Annotated in this window: 18 protein-coding genes; 3 read left to right on the forward strand and 15 right to left on the reverse strand. The window is 67.3% G+C overall.

Features of this window, described 5'->3' with window-relative positions; translation table 11 throughout:
- Positions 1–11: 11 nt before the first annotated feature.
- The 11 genes from ACMAUO_RS10415 to hrcA form a co-directional block, all read right to left on the reverse strand.
- Positions 12–1,385 carry an ATP-binding protein gene (locus ACMAUO_RS10415; RefSeq protein WP_420356819.1) on the reverse strand — a complete coding sequence of 458 codons (1,374 nt, stop codon included), beginning with the start codon at positions 1,383–1,385 and terminating at the stop codon, positions 12–14.
- Between the two features lie 40 nt (positions 1,386–1,425).
- On the reverse strand, positions 1,426–2,220 hold the full coding sequence (locus tag ACMAUO_RS10420; RefSeq protein ID WP_420356820.1) for a response regulator: 795 nt from the start codon (positions 2,218–2,220) through the stop codon (positions 1,426–1,428).
- A 282-nt stretch (positions 2,221–2,502) separates the two neighbouring features.
- Positions 2,503–3,780: a hypothetical protein gene (locus ACMAUO_RS10425; RefSeq protein WP_420356821.1), complete on the reverse strand. Its 1,278-nt coding sequence runs from the start codon at positions 3,778–3,780 to the stop codon at positions 2,503–2,505.
- A 4-nt stretch (positions 3,781–3,784) separates the two neighbouring features.
- On the reverse strand, positions 3,785–4,219 hold the full coding sequence (locus ACMAUO_RS10430; RefSeq protein ID WP_420357262.1) for an ExbD/TolR family protein: 435 nt from the start codon (positions 4,217–4,219) through the stop codon (positions 3,785–3,787).
- Positions 4,220–4,364: 145 nt separating this feature from the next.
- The gene (locus ACMAUO_RS10435) at positions 4,365–4,790 is read right to left on the reverse strand and encodes an ExbD/TolR family protein (protein ID WP_420356822.1); all 426 of its coding nucleotides are present in this window, start codon (positions 4,788–4,790) and stop codon (positions 4,365–4,367) included.
- A 2-nt stretch (positions 4,791–4,792) separates the two neighbouring features.
- The gene (locus ACMAUO_RS10440; RefSeq protein WP_420356823.1) at positions 4,793–5,851 is read right to left on the reverse strand and encodes a MotA/TolQ/ExbB proton channel family protein; all 1,059 of its coding nucleotides are present in this window, start codon (positions 5,849–5,851) and stop codon (positions 4,793–4,795) included.
- A gap of 92 nt (positions 5,852–5,943) precedes the next feature.
- A complete protein-coding gene (locus ACMAUO_RS10445; protein WP_420356824.1) occupies positions 5,944–6,603 on the reverse strand; it encodes an energy transducer TonB in 660 nt (219 codons plus the stop codon).
- A gap of 581 nt (positions 6,604–7,184) precedes the next feature.
- A protein-coding gene (gene prfB / locus ACMAUO_RS10450) for a peptide chain release factor 2 (RefSeq protein ID WP_420356825.1) occupies positions 7,185–8,316 on the reverse strand; the annotation gives its coding sequence in 2 pieces (ribosomal slippage) (positions 7,185–8,246 and positions 8,248–8,316; 1,131 coding nt in all).
- A gap of 70 nt (positions 8,317–8,386) precedes the next feature.
- Positions 8,387–11,116, reverse strand: a complete 2,730-nt coding sequence (locus ACMAUO_RS10455; protein WP_420356826.1) for a penicillin-binding protein 1A — start codon at positions 11,114–11,116, stop codon at positions 8,387–8,389.
- Between the two features lie 126 nt (positions 11,117–11,242).
- Positions 11,243–12,130 (reverse strand): aldo/keto reductase, encoded by an 888-nt coding sequence (locus ACMAUO_RS10460; RefSeq protein WP_420356827.1) that lies wholly within the window; start codon positions 12,128–12,130, stop codon positions 11,243–11,245.
- Positions 12,131–12,418: 288 nt separating this feature from the next.
- On the reverse strand, positions 12,419–13,486 hold the full coding sequence (gene hrcA, locus ACMAUO_RS10465; protein ID WP_420356828.1) for a heat-inducible transcriptional repressor HrcA: 1,068 nt from the start codon (positions 13,484–13,486) through the stop codon (positions 12,419–12,421).
- Positions 13,487–13,671: 185 nt separating this feature from the next.
- On the opposite strand from hrcA, the gene rph reads away from it, so the two are divergent.
- Both rph and rdgB read left to right on the forward strand, forming a co-directional pair.
- Positions 13,672–14,421 carry a ribonuclease PH gene (rph, locus tag ACMAUO_RS10470; protein ID WP_420356829.1) on the forward strand — a complete coding sequence of 250 codons (750 nt, stop codon included), beginning with the start codon at positions 13,672–13,674 and terminating at the stop codon, positions 14,419–14,421.
- Complete coding sequence (gene rdgB / locus ACMAUO_RS10475) at positions 14,418–15,035, forward strand: RdgB/HAM1 family non-canonical purine NTP pyrophosphatase (protein ID WP_420356830.1); 618 nt, start codon at positions 14,418–14,420, stop codon at positions 15,033–15,035. Before rph ends, rdgB begins: the two co-directional genes overlap by 4 nt.
- 125 nt (positions 15,036–15,160) lie before the next feature.
- On the opposite strand, the gene ACMAUO_RS10480 is transcribed toward rdgB, so the two are convergent.
- The 4 genes from ACMAUO_RS10480 to truB all read right to left on the reverse strand — a co-directional run bounded on the left by ACMAUO_RS10480 (position 15,161) and on the right by truB (position 20,364).
- Entirely contained in the window at positions 15,161–16,579 is a 1,419-nt protein-coding gene (locus ACMAUO_RS10480; RefSeq protein WP_420356831.1) for an NAD(P)H-dependent flavin oxidoreductase, read from the reverse strand.
- 115 nt (positions 16,580–16,694) lie between these two features.
- Positions 16,695–18,836, reverse strand: a complete 2,142-nt coding sequence (pnp, locus tag ACMAUO_RS10485; protein WP_420356832.1) for a polyribonucleotide nucleotidyltransferase — start codon at positions 18,834–18,836, stop codon at positions 16,695–16,697.
- A 313-nt stretch (positions 18,837–19,149) separates the two neighbouring features.
- Positions 19,150–19,419 (reverse strand): 30S ribosomal protein S15, encoded by a 270-nt coding sequence (gene rpsO / locus ACMAUO_RS10490; RefSeq protein WP_114725993.1) that lies wholly within the window; start codon positions 19,417–19,419, stop codon positions 19,150–19,152.
- A 24-nt stretch (positions 19,420–19,443) separates the two neighbouring features.
- Complete coding sequence (gene truB / locus ACMAUO_RS10495; RefSeq protein ID WP_420356833.1) at positions 19,444–20,364, reverse strand: tRNA pseudouridine(55) synthase TruB; 921 nt, start codon at positions 20,362–20,364, stop codon at positions 19,444–19,446.
- Between the two features lie 122 nt (positions 20,365–20,486).
- Here truB and ACMAUO_RS10500 point away from each other — a divergent pair, with 122 nt between their 5' ends.
- On the forward strand, positions 20,487–21,500 hold the full coding sequence (locus tag ACMAUO_RS10500; protein WP_420356834.1) for an MlaD family protein: 1,014 nt from the start codon (positions 20,487–20,489) through the stop codon (positions 21,498–21,500).
- Positions 21,501–21,543: the final 43 nt, after the last annotated feature.

Here is a 21,543-nt window from a genome sequence, read left to right on the forward strand (position 1 = left end):
AGACGGCCGCGTCAATGCGGCCGCTGAGACTTGCCCATGCCCTGGGCCCGCGAACGGGGCAGCAGGATTTCGGCCCGCAAGCCGCCTTCGGGGCGGTTCGCCAACGTGAACTGCCCCCCTTCGCGCCGCACTTCGCGGTTCACGATCGCCAGCCCCAGCCCCAGCCCGCCCGTGGAGCGCGACCGCGATCCCTCCACCCGATAGAACGGAGCCAGCACCCGGGTCAGTTCGGCTTCAGGCAGTCCGGGCCCATCGTCATCGACCCGTATCCGCAGGCCATCCGGTGCCACTGACAGGCCCACCCGGGCCCCCCCGCCATAATTGACGGCATTGTCGATCAGGTTGCCGAAGACGCGCTTCATCGCCAGCGGCCGGACCTTCGCCAGGCAATGCTCCATGCCTTCATACACCACGTCCCGCCCCTGATCGGCCGCATCGTCGGCCAACGTCCGCAGGATCGAGACCAGATCCACCGACCGGGCGACCTCGGGATCATTCTCCCCGGAGAGATAGGCCAGCACACCGCCGACCATCGCCTCCATCTCGGCCACATCGCTCTCGATCGCGTTCTGCGCTTCCGGGTCGTTCAGAAAGCCCGCCCGCAGGCGCAGGCGCGCCAGCGGCGTGCGCAGATCGTGCGATACCGCCGCCAGCGCCTCGGTCCTGTCCGCGATCAGCCGGCGGATGCGGTCCTGCATGGCGTTGATCGCCCGGGCCAGGTGACGGACTTCCCGCGGCCCCTTTTCCTCGACCGGTACCCATCGGCCCGACCCCACGCCGTCCGCCAGATCGGCCAAGGCCCGCAACGGCATGCTGAGCGTATGCACCAGCATCGCCGCCGCCAGCAGCACCGCCCCGGCCAGAATGGCGGCCGAGGCGACACCGCGCGTCATATGGTGCGGCTGGAGAATATCGGGCGCCACGAAGCCCAGCCGGCTGCCATCGGGCAACCGCACGATGCCCCGCACGTCCGACGTGCCGATCTGGGTCGGCGACAGGTTCAGGACCGACCCGCGCAACGGTTCGCGATTGCCCACCAGCTTGTCATGCAGGTCGCGTAGCGCCGACGGCTCGGGCCGCATCGGCCGGCCCGCCACGGGCGGCCGCCAGTCGAGCGTAAGATCACCGGTGGAGAGCATGGCCGCCAGGATCGGCCGCTGGGCCAGCGGGGTCGCCGCCAGCACCCGCGTATCCACCGCAAGCCGTTCGCCGATGGCGTCAAGCTGGGCATCATCGACCGTGTAGGTCTCCGCCTCCTCGTAGAACGCCGAACTGCCCAGGAATACCAGCGCCACCGCCGCCAGCAGCACGAACGTCACCCGCCCGACCAGCCCGCGCGGCCAGAGCGTGATCCGCCGCGCCCCAGGCGAAGCCCCGACAGTCAACACCAGCCTCCATCAGGCCGGGTCGCCGCCCATGCGCGCATCAAAGGCGCTCGACGGGTGCCGTAAAGATATATCCCAGCCCCCGGACGGTGCGGATCAGGGCTTCGGAATCGTTGCCCAGCTTGCGACGCAGACGGCTGACCAGCACGTCGACGCTCCGGTCGGACACGTCGCCCAGACGGGTGCGCGACAGTTCGAGCAGCCGGTCCCGCCCGATCACCCGTTGCGGATTGTCCAGGAAGCTGGCGAGCAGATCATGCTCGGCGCCGGAAATATCCACCACCGCTCCCGAAGGATCGGTCAATTCGCGCCGGCGCAGATCCAATGTCCATCCGGCGAATTTCAGCGTTTCGCGGCGCGGCGTGCTGGGCTGCACCCCGGTCACGCCGCCGCTGCCACGGCGCAGCACCGCGCGGACCCGCGCCAACAATTCCTTCTGGCTGAAGGGCTTGGCCACGTAATCGTCGGCCCCCAGTTCCAGGCCGAGCACGCGGTCCAGTTCCTCACCCCGGGCCGAGACCATGATGACGGGCGTATGGCGGTCGGGATGGGTCACCTCGGCACCCGGCGCGCTGCCCCGCCGCAGGGAACGGCAGAGATCCAGCCCGTTGGTGCCTGGCAGCATCACGTCCAGAACGATCAGGTCGGCCGGCGATGCCGTCAGCGCGGCCCACATTTCGCGCCCGTCCTGCACGCCGCGCACGCGATAGCCATCGGCCTGCAAGGCCCTTACCAGCAGGGTCCGCATGCCGGGATCGTCCTCGACGACCAGAATGCGGGCAGGCAGGTCGGAATCTGGGGCGGTCTGGGACATCGTCACGATGCGAATCGTCATTCCTGAAAGCACCGGCCGCCGGATCGGGCCGGAATGTCGGAAGGATACCGTAAAATCGGCATCGGCGAAAAGAACCCTCAGCTAGTGTCCCGAATCTGAAATCCTTCAGATTTCAGATTCGGGACACTAGCCAAATCAATATCTTAGTGGCCTGCTGATCTCCGAAATTCACCTATGAATTTCGGAGGCAGGACACTAGCAGCAAGGGCCGGGCGGATCGTTCCACCCGGCCCTGCCGGCATTCCGGGTCACACGGCCGGGCCGATCAGGCCCGGCGACCACTCAGTGATGGGCAGCCGATGCGGCGGGATGGGCCGCAGGGGCGGCGGCTGCGGGACTCAGCTTGAGCACCCAGAGCTGGGCGATATCCCGGGCGCCATTCTCGCCGGCGACGGTCTTCAGCGTCGCGATGGCGTCGGCGGTATGCCCGGCCGCGGCCTGCGCCAGGCCGTAATGCAGCTTGCCGATATTGGGGTCCAGCGGCCCCTTCGCCAGCCCTGCCTGCATCACCGCCAGGCCCTTGTCCGCCTGGCCGAAGGTCACGTAATTGTAGCCTGCGGTCAGCAGCGCATTGCCCGTCGGCGCGGTGGCGCCGGCGGTTTCGTCCGCCGCGATCGTGGCCTTCTTGTCGGCCACCGCCTTCACGACCATGGCTTTCAGCTTGGCCTCGCGCGCGGCCCCGGCATCCTTGCCCAGGGCGCCGTTGGCGTAACCCGCATTCATCAGGTCCAGCGCCAGTTGCGGCAGACCGGCCTGCATGGCCAGCTCGGTCATGTCCATGAAGTCGGACGGCGCCGTCAGCACGCCTGCCGCCAACCGGATGCGATAGACATCAAGCTGCAGGCCGGGCGCGACCTTGGGATTGGTGATCAGCCCATGCAGGATCAGCGCCCAATATTCCGGCTTGGGATAATAGGACACCAGCGTCACATAGGTGTGGTTCAGCCCCGACTGGTCCTTGAGCTGCGTCTGGCAGGCCGCCAGAAGCTGCAACTGGGATTCGGCGGGAACCTTGCCTGCCTTGACTGCGGCATCGATCTGCGCCTGCTGGACGCGCGCGGCGTTCTTGTAATCCTGCTGCAGGTAATAGGACTGGATCAGCAGCGTCTCCATCGCCGGATTGCTGCCGGCGGCCTTCAGATACTGCTCGGTCGCGGTAACGGCCCGGGGATAGTCCTTGGCGGTATAGGCCATCGTGGCCTCCGCCATCATCATCTGCAGCTTAGCGTCCTTGGGCGTACGGCTGGACGCGATCAGCTTGTCATAGGCGGCCGTGGCCGCCGCCACGTTGCCCGACTGCGCCGCGACGGCGGCACGCATCTGGGTAACCGTATATTCTTCGTAATCGGATTTGCCGGGCACGGCCTCGGCCGCATCGACGGCGGCCATCGCCTTGGCATAATTATGCGCGGCCAGGGCGGTCTGGGCCTCCTGCAAGGGCTTGCCGACCTTGGCGCTCAGGGCATCGGCCGCCCATGCGGACCCGACCTGCGAGACGGAAAACGGAACGGCGGCGATCACGCCGGCAAGCAGGCCGGCGCGGAACAGACGTAATGACATCAGCTCATTGTCCTTCCATGAACTGATCCTGACCTACGATACCCAGCTTGGTAATGCCAAGCCTCTGGGCGTCCGCAAGGACATGCGCCACCGTCTTGTAATCGGCCAGACGGTTGGGATGGATATGCATTTCGGGCTGGTCGGGCAGCGCCGCGGCCTGCTGGAAATGAGCCAGCAGCGATCCCTCGTCACCGATGGGTTCGCCATTCCATGAAATGCTGTTGTCGAAATCGATCGCGAGCGTCACGACCTTCGGGATTTCGGTCGAAGGCGGCGGATCGCCCTGGGGCAGATCCAGCGCGACCGAATGGGTCTGCAACGGAATGGTAATGATCAGCATGATCAGCAGCACCAACATGACGTCGATCAACGGCGTCGTGTTGATGTCGACCATACCTTCGTCTTCGTGGGTACTTTCGGAGCCGACACTCATGCCCATGGCGGTGTACTCTCTAAAAAAAAGTGGGCCACTGGACCGTTCGAACCGCCACCCGAAACCGGTGCGGACGGACAAACGCGGCGCCCTGATGTGAGATTCCCGGAAGTCCGGGGCCGGCGCGGGCCGGCCCCTTCTTCCCCGTCGTTCAGTCCGAGTGGGGCTGCTCGGTGATGAAGTCCACGTGGTAGATCCCGGCTTCCTGGCAGGTGGCGATCACCCGCCCGACCGATTCGTAGCGCGACTTGGCATCGCCACGGATCTGGATCTGGGGCTGCGGCTTGATCACCGCAACCTTTTCCAGCCGGTCCAGAAGGTCGGCCCGACTTTTGATCGCGACCTCGTTCCAGTAGATCTGCCCGTTCTCCGTCACCGCCAGCACCACGTTGCCGGGCTTGGTCTGAGTGGGCTGGTTGGCGTCCTTCGGCAGGTTCACCTTAACCGTGTGTGTTGCGACCGGGATGGTGATCAGGAAGATGATCAGCAGCACCAGCATGACGTCGACAAGCGGAGTGGTGTTGATGGCGGACACCACCTCGTCTTCATCGCCGCCGCCTCCGACTTGCATCGCCATGTTCAGGCAACCCGGTTGGAGGTCGTGGTGGTGGTCGGCGAGTTATCGGGGTGAACCACGATCTCCGGCGCCACACCATGACGGAAGCCACCCAGCAGGATCGACTGCAGGTCGGCGGCGAAGTTGCGGACCTTGTCCATGGCGCCCTTGTTGCGACGGACCAGCAGGTTGTAGCCCAGCACGGCCGGAACGGCGGTGCCCAGACCGATCGCGGTCATGATCAGCGATTCACCGACCGGGCCGGCAACCTTGTCGATCGACGCCTGGCCGGCAATGCCGATGGCGGTCAGGGCGTGATAGATACCCCAGACGGTGCCGAACAGACCGACGAACGGCGAGGTCGAACCCACGGTGCCGAGGAAGGCCAGGCCACCCTGCATCCGCGCCTGGATGGTGTCGACGGCGCGCTGGATCGACATCGAGGTCCAGCTATGCAGGTCGATGGATTCCTGCATCGTGCCCTCATGATGCTCGGCCGCGACGATGCCGGTATCGGCGATGTAGCGGAACGGCGAGCTCGGCTTCAGCGCGGCGGCGCCTTCCTGGATCGAGGACTTGGTCCAGAAGGTCGCGGCGGCTTCCTTGGCAGCGGCGAACATGCGCATCTGCTCGAAGAACTTCGTGATCATGATGTACCACGTGCCCAGCGACATGACGACCATGATCAGCAGAACGCCGCGGGCGATGATGTCACCGTTGCGCCACAGCGCATCCAGGCCATACGGGTTGCCGGCCGGCTTCGCCGGGGCGGCATCTTCGGCCGGCGGCGTCACCGCGGGGGCCGGAGCGGAGGCATCGGCGGCCGGAGCCTCGGCCGGGGCGGCAGGGGCGGCGCCATCGGCCGGCGGGGTGGCCGGAGCCGAGCCGTCGGTCGGGGCGGCGGCGGCGGGTGCCGATGCGTCGGGCGCCGGAGCGGCCGGAGCCGCTGCGTCAGGGGCGGGAGCCGCGGCCGGAGCGGTGGACTGTGCGTCCTGAGCCACCGCGATCACGGGCGACGAGACGCTCAGAATGGCAGCCAGGGCCGACGCGGCAACAACAGGAACACGGTGCAGTCTGGTCATGTACTCCAAATCCTCTGTGGTAGATGGCCCGTTTACCGGAACCCCGGGGCCGGCGGGCTCACACCCGTCCGGCTCCGGTCGTTAGGTAACCCTCAGTCGTTGCTGAGCCTGAAGGTAATCGTGTACGGATGGCGGAACTCCTTGATGGGCACGCCATTCTTGACCGCCGGCTGATACCGGGCACGACGGACGTAATCCAACGCGGCCTGGGAGAAGGACTGCCCACCCTGCACGCTCGTCACGGCACAGTTGCTGGTCGATCCGTCCTGCTCCACGTCACACACCACGGTCACGCGGCCTTCCCGATTCTCCTCGAGCATTTCCTCGGGATATTCGAGCTTGACGTTGTTCACCGGACGCGCACCCGCCAGATGATCCGGAACCGGCGGCCCGATCGGCGCGTTCTGCACTGTCGGCGGCGCAGGCGGCGACGGCGGCATCGGCTTCGGCGGTGGCGTATGCGTCACCTGCTTGATCACCTGCTGCGGCGGCGGCTGAATCTGGATCTTCGGCGGCGGAATGTACGGCGGCGGCGGCTGCGTCATCACCGGCGGCGGCGGCGGCGGCGGTGGTGGCGGCGGCGGCTTTGGCTCGGTAATAATCTTGGTCTGGATGGGCGGATGCAGCTCCTGGACGATTTTCGCCCCGAGACCGTTCATCAACGCCCAGATCAGAACCACGTGCAGGAGAACAACGACAGTAATGCCGATGATATGCTTCGTCGGACTGCGTTGTTGTTCTGCGTAGTTCATGTCGAAACCTCCTTAACCCTCTCGTCCACGCCGGTTTCGGCACTCAAAACCACAACAAATCAGGACCACTGCGCAGCGTCCGGCCTTCTTCCGGGCGAACCCGGAGCACACCGTGGCGCGAACCACGGCATGTGCGAAAGCACGCACAAACGATAATCGGGATCGTGCATCCCCTGCGTTCCGACCTGACCGGACAGACATCGAAATGCCGCCAAGCCGTCGAATTGGGCTATTGCGCCCATCCGATGTCAAGCAAGATATTTATCGAATTTGAAACGAGTAATTTGTCATCACTGGCCCAAAAAATGGCCATATTAACAACCTGTCACAAATGGCGAAAAACTGGCGATTTTTGAGAGTGTGCCCATTTTTCTGCCATTTTTCGCGCCGAGTCCGTTTTTGTTTCGGCCCCGACATATTGGCCCTTCGACCCACGCGGCCTCGCTCGCCGCGCTGACAGAACATGAACGCACGAGGCCGGGATCGGGTTCGAATCCGTCGCCCGGGCCGCGAATCCCGTCATAAAAATCTCACAAAAAAGGGCGGCCGAAGCCGCCCTCTCTTGCGCGCATGCCCCGCGATCACTGGGCGGAAGCGCTGGCCTCGGACCGGGTGGCCCCCACACGGGCGGCCAGGGCCGCCGCCATGAAGTCGTCCAGATCCCCGTCCAGCACCGCGTCAGGGTTGCCGCGCTCGACATTCGTCCGCAGGTCCTTCACCAGCTGGTAGGGCGCCAGCACGTATGAGCGGATCTGGTGCCCCCAGCCGATATCGGTCTTCGCCGCCTCGGTCTGGGCCGCGGCGGCCTCGCGCCGTTGCAGTTCCTGCTCGTACATGCGGGCCTTCAGCATCGTCATCGCCGTGGCCCGGTTGCGATGCTGCGACCGGTCGGTCTGGCAGGCAACCACGATGCCGGTGGGAATGTGGGTGATCCGAATCGCGGACTCGGTCTTGTTGACGTGCTGCCCGCCCGCGCCCGAGGCACGGAACGTATCGACCCTCAGGTCGGCTTCGTTGATCTCGATCTCGATCGAATCATCCACCACCGGATAGACCCAGACCGAGGCGAACGACGTCTGCCGCCGCGCCGCCGCATCGAAGGGCGAAATCCGCACCAGCCGATGCACGCCGGCCTCGGTCTTCAGCCAGCCATAGGCATTGGGGCCGGTCACCTGGATCGTCGCCGATTTCAGCCCGGCCTGCTCGCCCTCCGAACTTTCCATCAGCGTGACCTTGTAGCCATGCTGCTCGGCCCAGCGCGTGTACATGCGCAGCAGCATCTCGGCCCAGTCCTGGGCCTCGGTGCCGCCCGCGCCGGCATTGACTTCCATATAGCAGTCGTTGCTGTCGGCCTCGCCGGACAGCAGGCTCTCGGTCTCGCGGCGCTTGGCCTCCTCGGCCAGTTCGCGCAGCATCCGCGTGGCGTCCTTCAGGACGGCCTCGTCGCCTTCCATCTCGGCCAGTTCGACCAGATCCAGCGTATCGCGGACATCGCCTTCCAGCCGCTGCACCCCTTCGACCTGCCCGGCCAGCAGGGTGCGCTCGCGCATCAGCTTCTGGGCGGCGTCCGGATCGTTCCACAGATCCGGGTCCTCCGCCCGGTTGTTCAGTTCGGCCAGACGGCCGATTGCGACATCCCAGTCAAAGATGCCTCCTCAGCAGTGCCACCGACTGCTTGATCTGGTCGTTGAGAGCCTCGGTCTCGGCGGACATGGAACAGGAACTCCATCGGTCAGAAGGGGCGGCCGATTGACGGCCGGCCCGACAGGAAAAGCAAGCGGCGTCAATACAGGCCACCCATGCCGATGTCACCCCCGCCCCCCGGCGCGGCAGGTGCGGCGGCCACAGGCGCGGGCTGGCCCGGCACGGCGGCGGGGCCGGATGCGGGGCCGCCGGCGGGCACGGCAGAGGGCGATGCCGCCATGTCGCTCTCGGAATCCGGCATGGTCTCGGCGCCGGTATCCTCGGCGGTCAAGGCGCCGGTCGCATTGGCGTTCAGGTCGGCGCTGATGCCCGGCACCTGGTCGGGCTTGAAGGCATCCACCGCCATGCCCATGCCGGTATCGTAGCGCGCCAGGGTCAGCCCCTGGGGCACGGGGAAATCCAGCCTCGGCCGGTCGGCCAGCACCGCCTTCATCACCCGGTTCCAGATCGGGCCCGCGATCGTGCCGCCGGTCTCGTTCTTGCCCAGCGTCTGCGGTGTATCGAACCCGACCCAGACGATCGTCACGATATCGGGCGAAAAGCCGGCGAACCACGCATCGTTGAAGTTCTGGCTGGTGCCGGTCTTGCCGGCGATGGGCCGGTCGATGCCCTGCCCCGCCCGGGTGCCGGTGCCGCGCAGGATCACGTCGCGCATCATCGCCACGATCTGGTACGCGCTGTCCGGCGACGCGATCTGCGGCCGCGTATCCGCCAGCACCGGCCCATCGGCCGGCACGACCGCCACGGCCGGGGATGCAACGGCCGGGGGCGCAACGGCCGCCGGTGCCGCCACCGGTGCCACGCTCCCCGCGGCGGCAGAAGCCTCCTGCAAGGCCAGGCCCGGCGGCTGCCACAGCACATGGCCGTCGCGGTCCTGCACATTGTCGATCAGGGTCGGCGTCACCAGCCGTCCGCCGGCAGCGATGGTGGCATAGGCCCCGGCCTCGCGCAGCACGGTCGTCTCCACCGCGCCCAGAGCGGCGGGCAGGACATGCGGCATGGACTCGACCAGTTGCAGCGAGGTGGCCATGTTCGCCACCGATTTCATGCCGATATGCGCCGCCAGACGGATCGTCACCAGATTGCGCGACTCCCGCAGCGCGTCATGCAGGGTGGTCGGGCCCCAGAAATCCTTCTCGTAATTGTTCGGATGCCAGGTGCCGTACGACACCGGGGAATCGTCGAATTTCTGCGACGGCGAAATTCCCTGCTCCATCGCCGTCAGATAGACGAACGGCTTGAAGGACGATCCAGGCTGGCGCAGCGCCTGGGTCGCGCGGTTGAACTGCGACTGGCCGAACGACCAGCCGCCCACCATCGCCAGAACCCGGCCCGTTCGCACATCCAGCGTCACCAGCGCGCCCTCGACCTTGGGCACCTGCCGCAGCGCGACCCCGCCACCATCGGCCTGGGGCTCGACCATCAGCACATCGCCCGCGCGGGGCGCGCGCCAGCGGCGCATCCAGGCCATGTCGCGGGCCAGCAGCCGGCCGCCGCGCGGCTCGGCATGCGCCGCCGGCCCTTCCAGCCAGCCGATCTCCCCCGTCGATGGCGAGAGCAGAACCCCCAGCCGCCAGGACTCCAGCATGCCGGGCGGCCGCGCCGTGCCCGCCAGGGCCGGCACCCACTGGCCGGCATCCGCGCCCGACGCAACATCGTCCAGATGCGCCACCGGCCCGCGCCAGCCGCCATGATCATGGTCATAGCTCATCAGCCCGTCGCGCACGGCAGCGGTGGCAACCTGCTGCAAATGCGGGTCCATGCTGGTATGCACCAGCAGACCACCCTGCATCGTGGTGTCCTGCCCGTAACGCTCGATCAGTTCGCGGCGCACTTCCTCGCCAAACCATTCCGAGCCGGGGGCCGGGCCGGGCCGGGTGAAGGCCTGCGGCACCAGCGGCTCGGCCTGCGCCAGCCGCGCCTGCTCCTCGGTGATGGCACCGATCTCGACCATCTGCTGCAACACGAGGTTGCGCCGGGCCAGGGCGGCATCGGGGAAGCGATAGGGATTGTAGTTGGAAGGCGATTTCGGCAACGCGCCCAGGAACGCGGCCTGCGCGTCGTCCAGCTGGTCCAGCGGCTTGTTGAAATAGGTCTGCGCCGCCGCGCCGACACCGTATGCGCCCGCGCCCAGATAGATCTCGTTCAGGTAGATTTCGAGGATCTTGTCCTTGGACAGGGTCTGTTCGATACGGATCGCCAGCAGGGCCTCCTTGGCCTTGCGCTCCAGCGACAATGTCTGTTTCGAGCCCAGCAGCATGATGCGCGCCACCTGCTGGGTGATCGTCGAGGCGCCGATCGGCCGGTGCCCCTTGCTCATCGTCAGGTCGGTCAGCCCCGCGCGGAGGATCGCGAACGGATTGACGCCGCCATGGGTATAGAATTTCTGGTCTTCGGTCGCGATGACGGCATTCTTCACCCGCGCCGGAATGGCCGAATAGGGCACGAAGATACGCCGTTCCGCCGCCAGTTCCGCCATCACCCGGTCATCGCCGGAATACAGGCGGCTCATCACCGGCGGCTGGTAGGTGCGCAGCCCGTCCACCGTCGGCAGATCAGCCACCAGTTGCTCGTATTTCGTCCAGACGACCAGCCCACCGGCCAGCGAGACCAACAGCAGCACCGCCGCCCCCCCGCCCAGCAACCTGCGCACCAGCCGGAAACGCGGCCGGCGCGGGCCGCCACCCGGTCCCGTCAGGCCGAAGCCGCGTCGCGGCGGGCGCGGGGCCGCGCCGTCCGTGGCATTGCCTCCGATGCGCGAGGTGACAAGCAGCCGGCCGTCACGGCCTGATCCGTTACGAAAAATCATCCAGGGTCCAGTGGGCGAAGGGCAAGGAAACGAGATCCGTCACGACGGGCACCGACGGAGCGGGACACGGGCAAAGACGCCTCTCCTAGCATTCCCGGGCCCCGGCGTCGCCCCCCGCGCGGCGCGTCAACCACCTGCCTGACGCTGCCATTCCGCGCGCCCCTCCTGCTCCAGGCGCGTGAAAACGGCATCGTCCAGCACCAGTCCGGCGGCGGCCACGTTCTCCTCGACATGCTCGGGGCTGCTGGTGCCGGGGATCGGCAGCATCACCGGGGCGCGGCGCAGCAGCCATGCCAGCGCCACCTGCCCCGGCGTGGCGCCCAGATCGCGCGCCACCCGGTCCAGCACGCCGCCCTCGCGGGCCAGCGACCCCGCCGCCAGCGGCGCCCAGGGAATGAAGCCGATCCCCTGCCCGGCGCAATAATCCAGCACCGCCTCGGAAGCGCGGTTGACCAGGTTATAGCGGTTCTGCACCGTCGCGACCGGGAAGAAGCGCCGGGCCCGCTCGATCATCTCCACCGGCACCTCCGAGAGGCCGACATGGCGGATCAGCCCTTCCTCGCGCATCGCGGCGATCACCTCGAACTGCGTCTCCGGCGTGCAATCCGGCCCCACCCGATGCAACTGCCACAAATCGATGCAGTCCACCCCGAGGCGGCGCATGCTCATCAGCACGCACTGGCGCAGATAGTTCGGATTGCCCACCGGGCGCCAGATGTCGGGCCCATGGCGCGTATGCCCGCCCTTGGTCGCGATATGCAGGCCGGTATAGGGATGCAGGGCGGCGTGGATCAGATCCTCGCTGACATAGGGCCCATAGGCATCGGCGGTGTCGATCAGCGTCACGCCGCAGGCCGCCGCGCGGCGCAACGTGTCCAGCGCCCGGTCGCGGTCAGGCGGGTCGCCCCAGATTCCGCGCCCGGTAATACGCATGGCGCCGAACCCCAGGCGCGCGACGGGCAGATCGCCGCCGATCAGGAATGTGCCGGCCTGGCGAGCATCGGGACGGGGCATGAAAACGCTCCTCAAACATGCGCGCCAGGGCGGAAACGAAGGGCCAGACCCTGGCAGCTAGGGCAAGAAGATGGCGGCACCAAGGCAGCCGGTTTTCCCACCTGCCTGATGAAAAATGGCTCCCAAATCTCGGCCCGGACACGTGGGCTGGTGAGCGAGAGCGGCCCGCAGGGCCGCGCCCGTCGCGTGTTTCCGAGCACCGAAGCGGAGCGGCCTTGATGGCCGTGAGCATCGGAGCGCAGGAAACGCGCGTCGGATCGCCGCCAGCGCGCGTGTCCGGGCCGAGATTTAGCCGAGCATTCTGCCTATGACGCGGGCAGTATAATCCACCACCGGGATGATGCGCCCATAATTGAGGCGCGTGGGGCCGATAACGCCGATCGCACCCACGATCCGGTTGCTGTCGGTCCGCGCCGGGGCCACCACCACCGAGGTGCCGGAAAGCCCGAACAGGCCGCTTTCGGCCCCGATGAAGATCCGCACACCGTCCGATTCCTGGGCCAGTTCCAGCAGGCGCAGCATCGTCTCCTGCGTTTCCAGCCGCTCGAACAGCATCTGGATGGTGGAAAGGCGCTCGATCTCGGTCACGTCGGCCAGCAGGCGCGCCTGCCCGCGCACGAACAGCGTGCCGCCGCGATCGACGTCGCTCCACGTCGCCAGACCGCTGGCCACGATCTCGGCCGTCAGATGGTGCAGTTCGCTGCGATTGGCGCTCATGTCCGCGCTGACATGCGTGCGCAGATCCTCCAGCGACCGGCCGGCCAGTTGGGCGTTGAGATAGTTCCCCGCCTCGACCAGCGCCGAGGGCGGCAGGCCGATCGGGGTCTCGATCACCCGGTTCTCCACCTGCCCGTCCGCGCCCACCAGGATCACCAGCGCCCGCCGGGGGCCGAGGGCGACGAACTCGATATGTTTCACCGCCCCGTCGCCCTTGGGCGCCAGCACCAGCCCGGCAGCGGAAGACAGGCCGGACAGCATCGACGACGCCTCGGCCAGCGTGTCCTGCAACGAGCGGCCGCGCATCTCCAGCGAGTTGGTGATGGTCTCGCGCTCGTCCTCGCTCAGGCTGCCGAATTGCAGCAGCCCGTCCACGAACAGCCGCACCCCCTTTTCCGTCGGCAGCCGGCCGGCCGAGGCATGGGGCGAAAACAGCAGCCCGGCCTCGGTCAGGTCCGCCATCACGTTGCGGATAGTGGCGGGCGAGAGCGGCAGCGGCAGGCGCCGCGACAGCGTGCGCGACCCGACCGGCTCGCCGGTTTCGACATATTGTTCGACGATCTCGCGCAGGATCGCCGCCGAACGGGCATCCAGCCCCGGTGGCAGGGCCGGACGGGAAGACAGGGTGCCGGGATTCATCCTGCTTGAAGCCTCCACGTTCGAGGCCGGCCGACGCCGGCGGAATTGGTCACTATAAATCTGGAAGCTCCGGACGGCCATGACAAGCATCGGGCTGGCTATTCTCCCCCGGCTCGGGCTATGCCCGCGCTTTCGGCGGCCCGCCCCGGAATGCCCTGCCTGTCGATGCGGAGTATCGTTTGCCCATGACCACCCGCCCCTCGGGCCGCGCCGCCGACGCGCTGCGCCCCGTCTCCATCGAAACCGGCTTCGCCCGCCACGCCGAGGGATCGGCCCTGATCCGCATGGGCGGCACCGAGGTGCTGTGCGCCGCCAGTGTCGAACCCCGCGTGCCGCCCTTCCTGCGCGGCCAGGGCAAGGGCTGGGTCACGGCCGAATACGGCATGCTGCCCCGCGCCACCCACACGCGCGGCGCGCGCGAGGCCGCGAAGGGCAAGCAGTCGGGCCGCACGCAGGAAATCCAGCGCCTGATCGGCCGCTCGCTGCGCGCGGTGACCGACCTGGGCGCACTGGGCGAAATCTCGATCACCGTCGATTGCGATGTGCTGAACGCCGATGGCGGCACCCGCTGCGCCTCCATCACCGGCGCCTGGGTCGCCCTGCGGCTGGCGCTTGAAAAACTGGTGCGCAACCGCGTGCTGGCCCGCGTGCCGCTCACGGCACAGGTCGCCGCCATCTCCTGCGGCCTGACCGAGGCCGGCGCGGTGCTGGACCTCGATTACGACGAAGACAGCACGGCCGCCGCCGACGCCAATTTCGTCCTCACCGAGGCCGGCGGCATCGTCGAGATCCAGGGCACGGCCGAACAGGCCCCATTCTCGCAGGCCCAGTTCGAGGCCCTGATGCGGCTGGCGCAGGCCGGCACCACGCATCTGTTCGCCGCCCAGCTCGCAGCAATCGACAAAGCCCTCGGCGCGCGGAGCGACGCATCGTGAGCGGCGCGGACGCACACCGCCTGGCCCCTGGCACACGGCTGGTCCTGGCCAGCCACAACAAGGGTAAGCTGGCGGAATTCGATGCCCTGCTGGGCGGCTATGGCATCACCATCGTCTCGGCCGGACAGCTCGGCCTGCCCGAACCCGAGGAAACCGCCGACAGCTTCGCCGGCAACGCGGCGCTCAAGGCCGTGGCGGCGGCAAAGGCCAGCGGCCTGCCGGCGCTGGCCGACGATTCCGGCCTGTGCGTCGCCGCCCTGGGCGGCGCACCGGGGATCTATTCCGCCCGCTGGGCCGGTCCCGACAAGGATTTCCCCGGTGCCATGGCCCGCATCCACGAAGCCATCGGCGATGACACGGACCGCTCGGCCTGGTTCATCTCCGTCCTGTGCCTCGCCTGGCCCGACGGCACCATCCGCACGTTCGAAGGCCGGATCGACGGACAGATCGCCTGGCCGCCCCGTGGCACCCACGGCCATGGCTACGACCCGATCTTCACCCCGGAAGGCGAGATGCGCACCTTCGCCGAGATGCCGGAGGCTGAGAAGAACGCCATCAGCCACCGCGCCCGCGCCTTCGCCGCCTTCAAGGCCGCCTGCCTGCCGGAGGAATAGCCTCCGCAAGGGCGTTGCCCTTGACCCACCAAAGGGCGAAGCCCTTTGGAAACCCAGTCGTTATCGGCGGAAACGCGAACGGGCCCCGAAGGGGCCCGTTCTAACCGTTCCGATAATCTGCCGGCTCAGCGCCCAGTCATGATGCGGTCAACCAGTTGACCGACCGTCGGCACGAATCCGTTGGCGTAGAACGGGTCGGTGGCAAAGCGCCACGCATTCGTGCCGCCGAACATCAGGTTGTTGTCCATCACCCCGTCGTCGCCTTCCGGCCCCGCATGGGCAATGGCCTGAAGCGTCTTCTGGATGCAGAACGAGCGCGGATCGGCCTTGTGCCCGTTGGAATAATCCGGGCCCCGCTGGCTCCAGTTCGAGAAGCGGCATTCCGACAGGCAGCCCATGCACGCCACCTGGTCGGCCAGAATCTCCCGCGCCTTCTCCGGCGTGACGAAGATCAGGGTCGAATCCGGGGTGCGCATGGCCTCGGTAAAGCCCTCGCGCTCCCACAGCCGGACATGCTCGCGGTCGGCCTCGGTCATGAAGACCTGCCGGCCACGCGCCCCGACGCCATAGGCGGCCGTATGTTCGCCCACCGGTTCGGTGGAGAAGGCAACCTGCCGCTCGGACCGCCCCTGCAATTCCCGCAGGAAAGGATTGTTGACCGCGGAAGAATAGAACCCCGTCGGCGAGAAACGGTTCAGGAACACGTCACCCTTCTTCAGGGTCAGCAGCCTGCGCTTCCACGCATCGGGGATCGGGCTCTCCCGCGTCAGCAGCGGCCGGGTGCCGAACTGGAAGGCGATCGGCCCGAGTTCGGGATTGTCGATCCAGTCTTCCCATTCCTCCAGGCACCACACACCGCCGGCCATGATGATCGGCGTCTCATGCAGGCCGAAGCCGCGCATGACCTGGCGCAGCGCCAGCACGCGCGGGAACGGGTCCTCGGGATTGAGCGGATTTTCGCTGTTCGACAGGCCATTATGCCCGCCGGCCCGCCACGGGTCTTCGTACACCACCCCGCCCAGTCCGTCGGGATTCTTGTGGAACGAACGCTTCCACAGGGCACTGAACGCCCGCGCGGACGACACGATGGGATAATAATGGATGCCGAACCGCGCCGCGATTTCCGACAGGCGATAGGGCATGCCGGCACCACAGGTCAGGCCATGGATCAGGCCCGGCGCACCTTCCAGCACACCCAGGATAACATCCTCGGCGCCGCCCATCTCCCACAGGATGTTGGCATGCACGCGTCCGCGCCCACCGGACAGGTCATGCGCGATCCGCGCCTGCGCAATGCCGCCGGCAATGGCATAGGCAATCAGTTCCTGCTGCCGCTCGCGCCGGCTGCGGCCGTGATAGACCTGCGGAACATATCGTCCCTCAGCGTCATATGAATCGGCATTGACGATCGAGACCGTGCCGGCGCCGCCCGCCGCCGCCCAATGTCCGGACGATATGCCGGTCGAAACCGACACGCCCTTTCCACCCTCGATCAGCGGCAGGACATCCACCCCGCCCATGCGGATCGCATTGATCGCCTTCATCACTACCCTATCGTCCTCGCGCGGCCCCAAAGGACCGGCGTCTCGTCCATACGTGCCCCGCGCCTCACGGGCGGGGCCGCGGCGGTGGAGCAGGCTGCCCCACCGCCGACCGGCTTCAGCGTGCCGGCGGCCGAGCGGGCTTGGCGCCGACAGCCTCGCTGATATCGGCGCCCGTCTCCTGATCGACGACGCGCATCGACAGCTTGACCTTGCCGCGATCGTCGAAGCCCAGGACCTTCACCTTGACCACATCGCCCTGGTTGACGACATCCGTGGTCTTGGCCACCCGGCCCTGCGACAGTTCCGAGATATGGACCAAGCCGTCGCGCGCGCCCAGGAAGTTCACGAACGCACCGAAATCGGCGGTCTTGACCACCTTGCCGGTATAGATCGCGCCAATCTCGGGCTCGGCCACGATGCCGCGAATCCGCTCGATCGCCTTGGCGGCCTGTTCCTCGGCCGACGCCGCGATCATGATCGTGCCGTCATCGTTGATATCGATCTTCGCGCCCGAATATTCAACAATCTCACGGATCACTTTACCGCCCTGGCCGATCACATCTCGGATCTTTTCCTTGGGCACGGTGATGGTGGTGATCTTCGGCGCGGTCGAGGACACGTCGCTGCGTCCCTCGGTCAGGGCCTTGGACATCTCGCCCAGGATGTGCAGGCGGCCGTCGCGCGCCTGGCCCAGGGCGATCTTCATGATCTCGGGCGTGATGGACGTGATCTTGATGTCCATCTGCAGCGCGGTCACGCCCTGCTCGGTGCCCGCCACCTTGAAGTCCATGTCGCCCAGGTGATCTTCGTCACCCAGGATGTCGGACAGCACGGCGAAGCCCCGATCTTCCTTGATCAGGCCCATGGCGATGCCCGCCACCGGCCGCTTCAGCGGCACGCCGGCATCCATCAGCGCCAGCGAGGTGCCGCACACGGTCGCCATCGAGGACGAGCCGTTGCTCTCGGTGATCTCGGAGACCACGCGCATGGTGTACGGGAAGGTATCCTTGCCGGGCAGCAGCGGATGCACCGCGCGCCAGGCCAGCTTGCCATGCCCGATCTCGCGGCGGCCGGGCGAGCCCATGCGGCCGCACTCACCCACCGAATAGGGGGGGAAGTTGTAGTGCAGCATGAAGTTGGTGCGGTATTCGCCTTCCAGCGCGTCGATCACCTGCTCATCCTGGGCGGTGCCCAGGGTGGCGACCACCAGGGCCTGGGTCTCGCCACGGGTGAACAGGGCCGAGCCATGGGCGCGCGGCAGGATGCCGACTTCCGACACGATCGGGCGCACCGTCTTCAGGTCGCGGCCGTCGATCCGCAGGCCGGTATCGAGCACCGAGCTGCGCACCACGTCGGCTTCCAGGTCCTTCAGGATCGGCTTGGCCGCGCCCGCGTCCAGCCCCTCTTCCGTCAGCGCCGCCAGCACGGCGTCCTTCGCCGCACCGACCTTCTTGTAACGCGCCTGCTTCACGCGCTCCTGATACGCCTCGGCGATCGAGGCGCGGCCCAGCGCGTCGATGCGCTTGCGCAGCGCCAGTTCCTCGGCCGACGGCTCGGCCAGGTCCCACGGCGCCTTGGCGGCATGCTCGGCCAGCGCGATGATGGCGTCGATGACCGGCTGGAACGCTTCATGACCGAAGGTCACGGCGCCCAGCATCACCTCTTCGCTCAGCTCGGCGGCCTCGGATTCGACCATCAGCACGCCTTCGGCGGTGCCGGCGACGACCAGGTCCAGCGCGCTGTCCTTCATTTCCGGCAGGATCGGGTTCAGCACATAGGCGCCGTTCACATAGCCGACGCGGCAGGCCGCGACCGGGCCGAAGAACGGAATGCCCGACAGCGTCAGCGCCGCCGAGCAGCCGATCAGCGCCGCGATCGCCGGATCGTTCTCCAGATCGTGGCTCAGCACCGTGGCGACGACCTGCACCTCGTTGCGGAAGTTTTCCGGAAACAGCGGACGGATCGGGCGGTCGATCAGGCGCGAATTCAGGACCTCGATCTCCGAGGGGCGCCCTTCACGCTTGAAGAAGCCGCCGGGGATCTTGCCGGCCGCGAAGGCCTTTTCCTGATAGTTGACCGTCAGCGGGAAGAAATCCTGGCCCGGCTTGACGCTGCGGGCGCCCACGGCGGTGCAGAGCACGACCGTGTCGCCATAGGTCACGACCACGGCGCCATCGGCCTGGCGGGCGATCTTGCCCGTCTCCAGCACCAGCGTGCGGCCGCCCCATTCGATCTCTTTGCGGTAGTAGTTGAACATTCAGACACTCCCTGTCCGAAGGCCACCCCGGATGGATGGGAGGGGCCCGGACAAGGGGATGAAGGACAGCGTCTCGGACGGCATGGAGCGATGACGGTAATCCGCCAGAACACCATGTGGCCTGAAACGCTGTGACCCGGTCCGGATGTCTCCACCGACATGGGGGCAGCGTGTGGCCCGGCCCAGGATTGGGCATCGGGCGTGGCGGCCCCGCGGCAACGGGGCGGCCATGCCACCCCGTCGGCGGAACGCACCAATGCGATCCGGCCCGTTGCCACGCACAGCGGGGCAGCAGGCCGGATCGCGCGTCATCTCAGCGACGCAGGCCCAGGCGACCGATCACGGTCTGGTAGCGAGCCTCGTCCTTGCGCTTCAGATAGTCCAGCAGGCCGCGGCGCTTGCCGACCATCACCAGCAGGCCGCGACGCGAGTGGAAATCCTTCGCGTGGGTCTTCAGGTGCTCGGTCAGGTTCGTGATCCGCTCGGTCAGCAGGGCGACCTGGACTTCCGGCGAGCCGGTATCCGTGGCGGCGGTCTGGTATTCGCCAATCAGCGCCGTGCGGCGTTCAGCAGTAATCGACATCGTGTTCTCCACATTCCAATTCGGTTAAAGCATGCGGTCCGGGCGCAGCCAGCCATCTTCCAGCCGGCACAACCCGATCACGCGCCCCCCGTCCATTCCCCGGACGATCCCCTGGTCGGGATCGGCGGCGTCAGGAATGCGTCCCATCAGGCCCAGCAGGCTGATCGCCTGCCCGTGCGAGAGGGACTCTGCTTCCTCGTGGGTCAAGGCCAGCGCCGGGATGTCGGCCAGCGCGGTCGCGACCGGAAGAAGCAGATCCGGTGAAGCAGGCGCGTTGTCGTCGTTTGGCGCCAGTTTGTCCAGTGGAATCGCGTCTTCCTCGGCAAAAGGGCCCACCCGCAGGCGGCGCAGGGCAGCCACATGGCCCACCGTGCCACAGGCCCGCGCAATGTCGCGCGCCAGCGAGCGCATATAGACGCCCTTGCCCGATTCCACCTCGAAGATCGCGGTATCCGCGTCCGGCCGCGCCACCAGTTCGAACCGGTCGATCCGCGCCGGCCGGGGCGGCAGTTCGGGCGCCCGCCCGTCGCGCGCCATGTCATAGGCCCGCTCGCCCGCCACCTTGATCGCGGAATAGACGGGCGGCACCTGCATGATGTCACCGCGAAAGGCCGGCAGTGCCCGGCGGAAATCCTCGTCCGACGGCCGCACGTCAGAGGTCTCGGTCACCACCCCGTCGGCATCGTCGGTATCCCGCGCCTCGCCCAGCCGCAGGGTGAACTGATAGCGCTTGGTGCCATCCATGATGTACGGCACGGTCTTGGTGGCCGCGCCGAAGGCGATGGGCAGCAGCCCGGTCGCCAACGGGTCTAGCGTGCCGCCATGCCCCGCCTTGGCGGCATCGAACAGGCGCTTCACCCGGTTGACGACGTCGGTCGATGTCATCCCCGTCGGCTTGTCGATGACCAGCCAGCCATCGATCTGACGTCCGCGCTTGCGTCGCATGGGGCAAAACCTTCTTGATCAAAATCCTGGAAGAGGCGTGCGTGTAGACGAGCCCTGAAAGGGGAGCAATGCCGGATTGTGCCATGCCTGCTTTCTCAAAGGGCCGGAGAGGCCCGAAATAAATGCCTCATGACCTTCTTTCTCCCTCTCCACCGATGAGCATCCGTCCGGGCCGGGTAGCCGGATGGGCGGCCATTCTGCTCTTTGTCGCTGGCGGAATCGGGCTGGGCTGCGCGTTCCTCGGCTCCTTCGGCCAGTTCGGCCTGCTAACGCGCACCGAACGGGCCATGGTCGTCTTCGACCGTCCGATCGGCGGCCTGCGCGCCGGCGCCATGGTCACGTTTCGCGGCGTCAGGCTGGGACGGGTCGAGCATGTCGGCCTCACCGCCGACCCCCAGCATGGCCGCGCGCTGATTCCGGTGACGATCCGCATCCAGCCCGAACGGATTCACATGACGGGCGGCGAAGGCGCGCTGTCACCGCATCTGATGCTGTTACGGCTGATCCAGGACGGATTGCAGGCTGAACTGCACAGCGCCAGCCTGGTGACCGGGCGCGTCGGCATCGACCTGGATATCGTCCCTGGCCCCGTCCCGCTCCCGCATTCCGGCCTGTCGAGCCTGCCGGAAATCCCGGCCCATGAATCCCGGCTGGCCATCCTGCGCCGCACCCTGACCACCCTGCCGATCCACAAAATGGCGGCGGAATGGCAACAGACCGCGCGAAACGGACAAGAGATCGCCGCGCATATCCAGACCGCCCTGCCCGCCACCCGCGCCAGCCTGGCGGATCTGGCCGCCTCCACCCACACCGCCGCGACAACCATGGCCGCCGCCCGGCAGCGGATCGCGAAAGACAGCCGCCAGACACAGGGCGCGCTCTCCCAATTGGTGACCACGGCACACCGGCAGAAGCAGGATCGCAGCGCCGAGATCGGCATGGTCACCCGCGATACCAAAGCCGCCCTGTCCGCTGCCCGGCAGATCCGATCCGATCTGCACACGCCCGACGACACCCTGAAGACGGACCTGACGGCAACGGGGCGCGACCTGGCGGCCGGCGGGGCCGCGTTACGCGACGCGGCCGGCGACATCCGCCGTAGGCCGACCGTGCTGTTGACCGGCCCCGGGCGCTAAGACCCAGGGCTCTGCCCTGGACCCGGCAGGGCCTGAGGCCCTG

The sequence above is a fragment of the Gluconacetobacter brunescens genome, assembly GCF_048695475.1.
GTDB lineage: Bacteria > Pseudomonadota > Alphaproteobacteria > Acetobacterales > Acetobacteraceae > Gluconacetobacter.